Annotated in this window: 7 protein-coding genes and 1 pseudogene; 6 read left to right on the top strand and 2 right to left on the bottom strand. The window is 42.6% G+C overall.

Annotated features, from left to right (window positions below; genetic code table 11):
• The 6 genes and pseudogenes from NSB03_RS14020 to metH form a co-directional block, all read left to right on the top strand.
• A pseudogene (locus NSB03_RS14020) lies at positions 1-540 on the top strand (beta-galactosidase small subunit-related protein); the annotation flags it as partial.
• 418 nt (positions 541-958) lie between these two features.
• Positions 959-1,459, top strand: a complete 501-nt coding sequence (locus NSB03_RS14015) for a DMP19 family protein (RefSeq protein ID WP_257466449.1) — start codon at positions 959-961, stop codon at positions 1,457-1,459.
• A 76-nt stretch (positions 1,460-1,535) separates the two neighbouring features.
• The gene (locus NSB03_RS14010; RefSeq protein ID WP_024987722.1) at positions 1,536-2,306 is read left to right on the top strand and encodes a hypothetical protein; all 771 of its coding nucleotides are present in this window, start codon (positions 1,536-1,538) and stop codon (positions 2,304-2,306) included.
• 32 nt (positions 2,307-2,338) lie between these two features.
• On the top strand, positions 2,339-2,884 hold the full coding sequence (locus tag NSB03_RS14005; protein ID WP_024987723.1) for a Yip1 family protein: 546 nt from the start codon (positions 2,339-2,341) through the stop codon (positions 2,882-2,884).
• Between the two features lie 9 nt (positions 2,885-2,893).
• Complete coding sequence (smpB, locus tag NSB03_RS14000; protein WP_007754410.1) at positions 2,894-3,346, top strand: SsrA-binding protein; 453 nt, start codon at positions 2,894-2,896, stop codon at positions 3,344-3,346.
• A 13-nt stretch (positions 3,347-3,359) separates the two neighbouring features.
• On the top strand, positions 3,360-6,107 hold the full coding sequence (gene metH, locus NSB03_RS13995) for a methionine synthase (protein ID WP_024987724.1): 2,748 nt from the start codon (positions 3,360-3,362) through the stop codon (positions 6,105-6,107).
• Between the two features lie 252 nt (positions 6,108-6,359).
• Here the strand turns inward: metH and NSB03_RS13990 are convergent, their stop codons facing one another.
• A complete protein-coding gene (locus NSB03_RS13990) occupies positions 6,360-7,751 on the bottom strand; it encodes an MltF family protein (protein ID WP_024987725.1) in 1,392 nt (463 codons plus the stop codon).
• A 38-nt stretch (positions 7,752-7,789) separates the two neighbouring features.
• Complete coding sequence (gene udk, locus NSB03_RS13985; RefSeq protein ID WP_121766704.1) at positions 7,790-8,401, bottom strand: uridine kinase; 612 nt, start codon at positions 8,399-8,401, stop codon at positions 7,790-7,792.
• Positions 8,402-8,466: the final 65 nt, after the last annotated feature.

The raw sequence follows: 8,466 nt of genomic DNA, 5'->3' as shown, positions 1-8,466 counted from the left end.
ATGCTACAAACAGGGGCTATTGCGGAGGGACAACGACAAACCTCTGTTTAAAGAGGAGTTCTCGGACAGTCTCCCCCGTCTCTCATTGCAGGCTCTATTCTCTCCTTCGTTGGAGTAGTTGGAGTGGTACGGAAGAGGTCCGATAGAAAATTATCAGGATCGGAAGAATGCGGCATATATCGGTAAGTATCAATCTACTGTCAATGACATGAAAGAGAAGTATGTCCGTTCCCAATCTATGGGAGAACGGTGTGATACCCGTTGGTTGACACTGACTGATAAAGAAGGCAAAGGCATCAAGATATCATCTGCCGATACATTTGATTTCAGTGCTTTACACTATACAGACAAAGAATTGTTTGATATAAAATACGGGCATGATCTGGCGGATATTTATCGTGCGGAAGTGATGCTGAATTTGGATTGCATACAACGTGGATTGGGTAATGCGAGTTGTGGACCGGGCCTCGTCCTAAGTATGAGATACAGAAAAACACTGTTTATAGATATGCTTTCCGCATGTCTCCTTTTACTAAGTAACGTCAGTTCGATATAACTGTCTTAGTAAGCATTTGGCTTGAATATCTTATCGGTCGACTTCAGTCGTCCTGTCAGCCGACTGTAGTTGACTACTTAGCCGACTGGAGTCGGCTATTATTGAACAAACATTTTCTATTCGGGGTATATACACTATTTGCCTGTTTCTATACTATGGCAAATAGTAGTTCTCGCTGTATTGTTAGACTGTAAAATACATAGCTTGTGAAGAGGTGAATAGAGGTGAACACTGTATTTTATATGAATTGTTCACCGGAAACGTCTGAAAATGAGATGATATGGACCGTGTGAAGAACGTGAAGAACGGATAATGAAGTTAAGATTGGCAAGATTATGGAGGGATTATTGTTGGATGTAGAATAAAATTCGTAGCTTTGCTGCATTATTTATAAAGAAGATTATGATTGAAGTTGTAGAATCAGCCTTGCAAAAGGCTGCGGGTGAAGGAATGGATGAATTTATCCAGGCGTTTACAGATAAATATAAAGAGGTAATCGGCGGTGAACTGACCGCGGAGACGATGCCTTTGTTAACGGGCGAACAACATTCTTTGCTGGCTTATCAGATATTTCGTGATGAGGTGATGGCAGGGGGATTCTGTCAATTGATTCAGAATGGCTATGGCGGTTATATATTTGATAATCCGTTTGCGAAAGTGATGCGTTTGTGGGGAGCGGAAGAGTTTTCGAAATTAGTTTATAAGGCTAAGAAAATCTTTGATGCCAGCCGGAAAGATTTGGAAAAGGAACGGACGGATGACGAATTTATGGCTATGTACGAGCAATATGAAGCTTTTGATGAGTTGGAAGAAGCCTATTTAGAGATGGAAGAACAAGTCACAGCATTGATTGCAAGTTATGTAGATGACCATTTGGAACTTTTTGCAAAAATAATAAAGTAACAGATGCAGTATTTTTTAAGTTCTTGCATTTAGTAGATATGAATTAGAATTTATATCTTTGCAAAATCTAAAAAATATGTTTATGAAACAGATGAAATTTTTCTTGGTGGCTTTGATGGCTGTGGTGATGGGTATGTCGGTTACTTCTTGTATGAACGGAGATGATAATACACAAGTTAATAATCGCCCTATTCTTGGTAAAGTAAAAGATAGCTTCTTAAGTTTAACCTTTACTTCATTAGATGGATATACTTTTAAATCTAAAAATGCAGTTGAAGGGACAACGAATTTAATGACTAATGATTTTATAGTTGCATCGTGTAGCTATGATGCTGCTGTTGATATAGACCCTACAACAAATACTATTAATGCAACGATAGATTCTGTCGAAAAAATTTCGGGAAATAGTGTTTGGGGAACAACTAAAGCGAATGATGAAGGAGAAAATCCTGACCATGCTTCCAATAGAGGTGTGATAAGTGTTTCAGATTTAACACCGTTTATGATTGATAATTATAACTTGCTTATCCCTATTCAATATTTTGCTTTCGAAAAAATTGCTAGCCATACATTTTCTTTAGTTTATTATAGTGATGAAGATGAATTAAAGGGTAAAACTGATTTGAAATTGTTCTTACGCCATACATCAATAGAAGAAGATGAAAAGGAGATATATAGGGCTTTTTCGTATAGAGTTTTTGACATAAGCAATGCTTTACAGGCTTATAAAAGTTTTAATGATAAATATCCTAATAATATTATAATTGTAGCAGAAACGAATCCTAGTGATAATGATGTTCCCAAAACAACAACGACTTCTTCTGTTACTTATACTTTTAAAGAATAACATTGAACTACAAAGAACTATTTAACATAGCAATGAAATTGATTTCCTCTCCGGCCAAGGCCTGGGAGGAAATTTCTATGGAAGAGGATAGGCGAAAAGTATATGTGGCTTTTGTCTATCCTATGATTGGTTTATGCGGTCTGTCCGTATTCATCGGTTCGTTATTGACGAATGGATGGGGAGGTCCGCAAAGTTTCCAGATAGCTATGACCAACTGTTGCGCCGTAGCTGTGGCCCTGTTCGGTGGCTACTTTCTGGCAGCCTATGCCATTAATGAAATGGGGACAAGAATGTTTGGCATGCATAGCAATATGCCGCTGACACAACAATTTGCAGGATATGCGCTTGTTGTACCTTTCTTGCTTCAGATTGTAACCGGACTATTACCTGATTTTAGAATTATTGCTTGGCTATTACAGTTTTACATCGTCTATGTGGTATGGGAAGGAGTTCCTGTGCTGATGGGAGTGGAAGAAAAACAACGATTGAGATACACCCTTTTGTCGTCTGTATTGTTAATACTATGTCCGACGGTGATTCAATTTGTGTTTAATAAACTGACGGCCATACTTAACTAATGTGTGAAGATGAAACAACCCTCTGTAAATATTAAAAATAAACGGGCTACGTTTGATTACGAACTGATAGATACCTATACAGCAGGTATCGTATTGACCGGTACGGAAATCAAATCCATTCGTTTGGGAAAAGCAAGCCTGGTAGATACGTTTTGTTATTTTGCGAAAGGCGAATTGTGGGTGAAGAATATGCACATCGCCGAATATTTCTATGGATCGTACAATAACCATACGGCACGTAGAGAGAGGAAGTTGTTGCTTAATAAAAAAGAATTGGAGAAACTTCAACGGGAGATGAAAAATCCCGGCTTTACGATTGTTCCTGTACGCTTGTTTATCAATGAAAAAGGTTTGGCCAAACTGGTGGTCGCTTTGGCGAAAGGTAAGAAAGAATATGATAAACGGGAATCCATCAAGGAGAAAGACGACCGTAGAGATATGGCAAGAATGTTCAAACGATGACATGATAGGATAAATGAAAAAGACAATTTCTCAAGTCGTATCCGAGCGCATCCTTATTCTGGATGGGGCAATGGGTACAATGATTCAACAATATAACCTCAAGGAAGAAGATTTTCGTGGTGAACGGTTTGCGCATATTCCCGGACAGTTGAAAGGGAATAACGACTTATTGTGTCTCACACGTCCCGACGTGATTCAGGATATTCATCGTAAATACTTGGAAGCTGGTGCGGATATCATCGAAACCAATACATTCAGTTCGACTACAGTTTCTATGGCTGATTATCACGTAGAAGAATACGTGCGTGAGATGAATCTGGCAGCCGTAAAACTAGCCCGTGACCTTGCCGACGAGTACACTGCAAAGAATCCCGATAAACCCCGTTTTGTAGCCGGTTCCGTAGGTCCTACGAATAAAACTTGCTCTATGAGCCCCGATGTGAACAACCCGGCTTATCGTGCTCTGAGCTACGATGAACTGGCTGCCGCCTATCAGCAACAGATGGAAGCAATGCTTGAAGGTGGCGTAGACGCCATTCTGATCGAAACAATCTTTGATACCTTGAATGCCAAAGCAGCTATTTTTGCAGCCGAACAAGCAATGAAAGCAATAGGTATCGAAGTCCCTGTCATGTTATCTGTAACAGTGTCCGATATTGGCGGACGAACATTGTCCGGACAAACACTGGAAGCATTTCTCGCTTCCGTGCAGCATGCCAATATTTTCTCTGTCGGCTTGAATTGCTCGTTCGGAGCTCGCCAATTGAAACCATTCCTTGAACAACTGGCAGCTCGTGCACCTTATTATATTAGTGCTTATCCGAATGCCGGATTACCGAACAGTCTCGGTAAGTACGACCAGACACCTGCGGATATGGCTCACGAAGTGAAAGAGTATATCGACGAAGGACTAATCAATATAATAGGTGGTTGTTGTGGAACAACAGATGCCTACATTGCCGAATATTCAGCCCTGATAAAAGGTGCAAAACCACATGTTCCGGCTGCAAAACCGGACTGTATGTGGCTTTCCGGCCTTGAACTGCTCGAGGTGAAGCCGGAGATTAATTTTGTAAATGTCGGCGAGCGCTGTAATGTAGCCGGTTCACGTAAGTTCCTTCGTCTGATAAATGAAAAGAAATACGATGAAGCTCTCTCCATAGCCCGCCAGCAGGTAGAAGACGGAGCCTTGATGATTGATGTCAATATGGATGACGGTCTGTTGGACGCTAAGAACGAGATGACTACCTTCCTGAATCTTATCATGTCCGAACCGGAAATAGCCCGTGTTCCGGTTATGATTGATTCATCCAAATGGGACGTGATTGTTGCCGGATTGAAATGCCTGCAAGGTAAATCCATCGTCAACTCCATTTCTTTAAAGGAAGGAGAAGAAGTGTTTCTCGAACATGCCCGGACTATCAAGCAATATGGAGCTGCTACCGTTGTCATGGCTTTTGATGAAAAAGGTCAGGCGGATACCGCTGCCCGTAAGATAGAGGTCTGCCAGCGTGCCTATCGCCTTTTGGTTGATAAAGTCAATTTTAATCCTAATGATATTATCTTCGACCCCAATGTGCTTGCCGTAGCTACAGGAATCGAGGAGCATAACAATTATGCCGTAGACTTCATTGAAGCTACCGGATGGATTAAGAAAAATCTTCCCGGCGCACATATCAGCGGTGGGGTAAGCAACCTGTCTTTCTCTTTCCGTGGCAACAACTATATTCGTGAGGCCATGCATGCCGTATTCCTTTATCATGCCATTCAGCAAGGAATGGACATGGGGATTGTGAATCCGGGTACTTCCGTGTTATATAGTGATATCCCGGCCGATGTATTGGAAAAGATAGAAGATGTCGTCTTGAATCGTCGTCCGGACGCAGCGGAACGTCTGATAGAATTGGCGGAATCGCTGAAAGCAACTATGAGCGGAACTGCCGGACAACCAGCTGCCAAGCATGATGCTTGGAGAGAAGAAACCGTTCAGGAGCGTTTGAAATATGCCTTGATGAAAGGGATTGGCGATTTCCTTGAGCAGGATTTGGCAGAAGCCTTGCTGCTTTATGATAAGGCGGTAAATGTAATTGAAGGTCCGTTGATGGATGGAATGAACTACGTAGGCGAACTTTTCGGAGCGGGTAAAATGTTTCTTCCGCAGGTGGTGAAGACTGCCCGGACAATGAAGAAAGCCGTCGCTATCCTTCAGCCTATTATTGAATCGGAGAAGACGGAAGAAACAACCTCTGCCGGAAAAATATTGCTTGCTACAGTAAAAGGAGACGTGCACGATATCGGAAAGAATATCGTTGCCGTAGTGATGGCTTGCAACGGTTATGAGATAGTTGATTTAGGGGTGATGGTTCCTGCCGAGACAATCGTCCGGCGTGCTATTGAAGAAAAGGTGGATATGATTGGACTGAGCGGCTTGATTACTCCTTCGCTGGAAGAAATGGCTCACGTAGCCCTGGAACTGGAAAAGGCGGGACTGGACATTCCTCTTCTGATTGGGGGGGCCACTACCTCAAAGATGCATACTGCATTGAAGATTGCTCCTGTATATCATGCTCCGGTGGTACACTTGAAAGATGCCTCTTTGAATGCTGGTGTCGCTGCCAGACTGTTGAATCCGCAGATGAAGGTTGAACTGGTGAATGAGTTGAAGAGAGAATACGAGGCACTGCGTGAAAAGAGCGGCTTGATGAAACGTGAAACTGTTTCACTGGAAGAAGCCCGGAAAAATAAGTTGAACCTATTTTAAATATTTCTTTCGGCTGTCCGGCCACAAAAGAGAACCCGAAACAGATATTTGACGAGAAAAGGACGACCCCCAATGAATACATTTACTCTTGGACTGATTGTGTGATAGCTTTTATCTTTTTCGGCTTACGTACCCGACGTATGGGGGTGAACTGAATGTGAGTACTTCCCCACAGTTATTAGGCCGGTATTTCCGTTTTGTCGGGGGGCTGCTGACTTATAAACGATGATTTATAAATAAATGGTGATTACTTTACGCTTTGATTTTCTTTTTGTAAGACTCATAGCGCGACATGATATCACGGACGAAATTATAAGTCTCTATGCCACGGAAATAACCGTTTTTACAAACGGGGTCGGTGAAGTACTCTTCATTGCTTTTGAGTAAGATAAAGTTTTCTACATTATCTTTCCATACCAATTTGTTCTTGCCGTACTTCTCCGCCAGAGCCATGGCATCGTAAATATGCCCTAAACCGGCATTGTAGGAAGCCAGAATAAAGTTGAGACGTTCCTCTTTATCGGGAATCATACTGAAACTGCGGTCAGTGGCAGCAATGTATCTGATAGCTGCCTTAATGCTCTCTTCCGGGTTCTGTTCTTTACCGGCAGGTACTCCCATTGCCCGGGCGGTGGCGGGCATTAGTTGCATGAGTCCTTTGGCACCGGCCCAGGATACAGCCGTTGTGTCGAAATTAGATTCCGTATAAGCCAGCGATGCAAGCATACGCCAGTCCCATCCGATTTCTTTGGAATACTTCCTGAACAAATCGTCATAATAGGAAATCTTTCCCTCTTTCAATGAAAGGATAGGAGAGTGGGACATCATTTTGCTATTTTCAAAATAGCGTTTCATGCTGGCAGTATAAGCCGGAGAAGTCATATTCTCCTGATGCCATTTAGTGGCGGCTGCGGCCAGTTCCGGACTGTCTTTCCGTACTGCCCAGGAAGAGCGCTGGTCGAAACTTACAGGTAGACTGATATCCAGATTGGAATAATACGTTTTGTTTAATTTCGCCAAATCGTTGTCCGTCACTGTATATGGTATTTTTCCTTGCGCCACTTGGGTGATTAAGTCCTCGGTGGTAATGCTGTCATTGGTCACCTCATGGATTTGGATTCCGCCGCCTAACTCACTGTTCAGATTGACGAGACGGTCATAATACTTTCCGGGCTTTACATATACGTCCTTTCCAATCAGTTCGGTAACATCTTTCAAAGGTTTCCGCTTTCCTCTTCCTTGCTGAACAATCACCTGATGGGTAATCACGTCTTCACCGCAATAAAGGAGACTGTCTTTCCATTCTTTGGTTATGGGCAGGTTGTAGGCAATCATGTCCCCTTCGCCTGCCAGTAATTTCCGGAGCAGTTCGTTGACGCTGTTGGCTACTTCGATTCTGAGTTTTAGTCCCAGGCTTTTGGCAAACTGTTCGCTGAGTTCATACTGGAATCCCATTTCCTGTCCCCGGTAAATGAAATATGAAGTAGAGCTGTATAATGTCAATACAACCAGTTCACCACTATCTTTTATCTGTGAGAGATCACGTGCGGATTCATCCGTCTTGTTATGCTGCTTGTCCCGGCATCCGATTACGCAACAGAATAACACAAGAAATAAGGGGATAATCAGTGTCTTGACATTCATACCTGACATTTTGGCTTTTAACTCTCCATTCTCCACTCTCAACTCTTCAAGTGCTTCTTGATGTACATGGTCAGTATATCAATAGCCACCTTATTGCTGCCGCCTTCCGGCACGATAAGGTCGGCATAGCGTTTGCAAGGTTCGATAAATTGCAGGTGCATCGGTTTCAGAACCCGTGTGTAGCGTTCCATTACAGCTTCGGCCGTGCGTCCTCGTTCTACAACGTCTCTTTGGATGACACGTATCAAACGTTCGTCCGGATCGGCATCTACGAATATTTTAAGGTCCATCATATTACGTAGTTTCTTGTCGCATAAGGCAAGGATTCCCTCGATAATAATGACTTCGCGTGGCTCGATATGAATTGTTTCGGGCTGGCGGGTGCATGTCAGATAAGAATAGGTGGGTTGTTCGATGCTCTTTCCTTCTTTCAGTGTCATGACATGTTTGGAGAGCAGACTCCATTCAAAAGCATCCGGATGGTCAAAATTAATGTTCTGGCGTTCTTCAACCGGGACGTGGCTACTATCCTTATAGTATGAGTCCTGAGGTAATAATACTACTTCCCCTGCGGGGAGACTTTCTACGATTTTTCGTACGACGGTGGTCTTTCCGGAGCCAGTTCCGCCTGCTATTCCTATAATTAACATCTCTTTAAGTGTATATTTAAATCAAATAGAGTAAATTTGCATTGTTTATACAAAGTATTAATTAG

It is taken from the genome of Bacteroides acidifaciens (genome assembly GCF_024623065.1).
GTDB lineage: Bacteria > Bacteroidota > Bacteroidia > Bacteroidales > Bacteroidaceae > Bacteroides > Bacteroides acidifaciens.
Note: the sequence above shows the minus strand (reverse complement) of the source record. Positions and strands in the feature narration are given on the sequence as shown.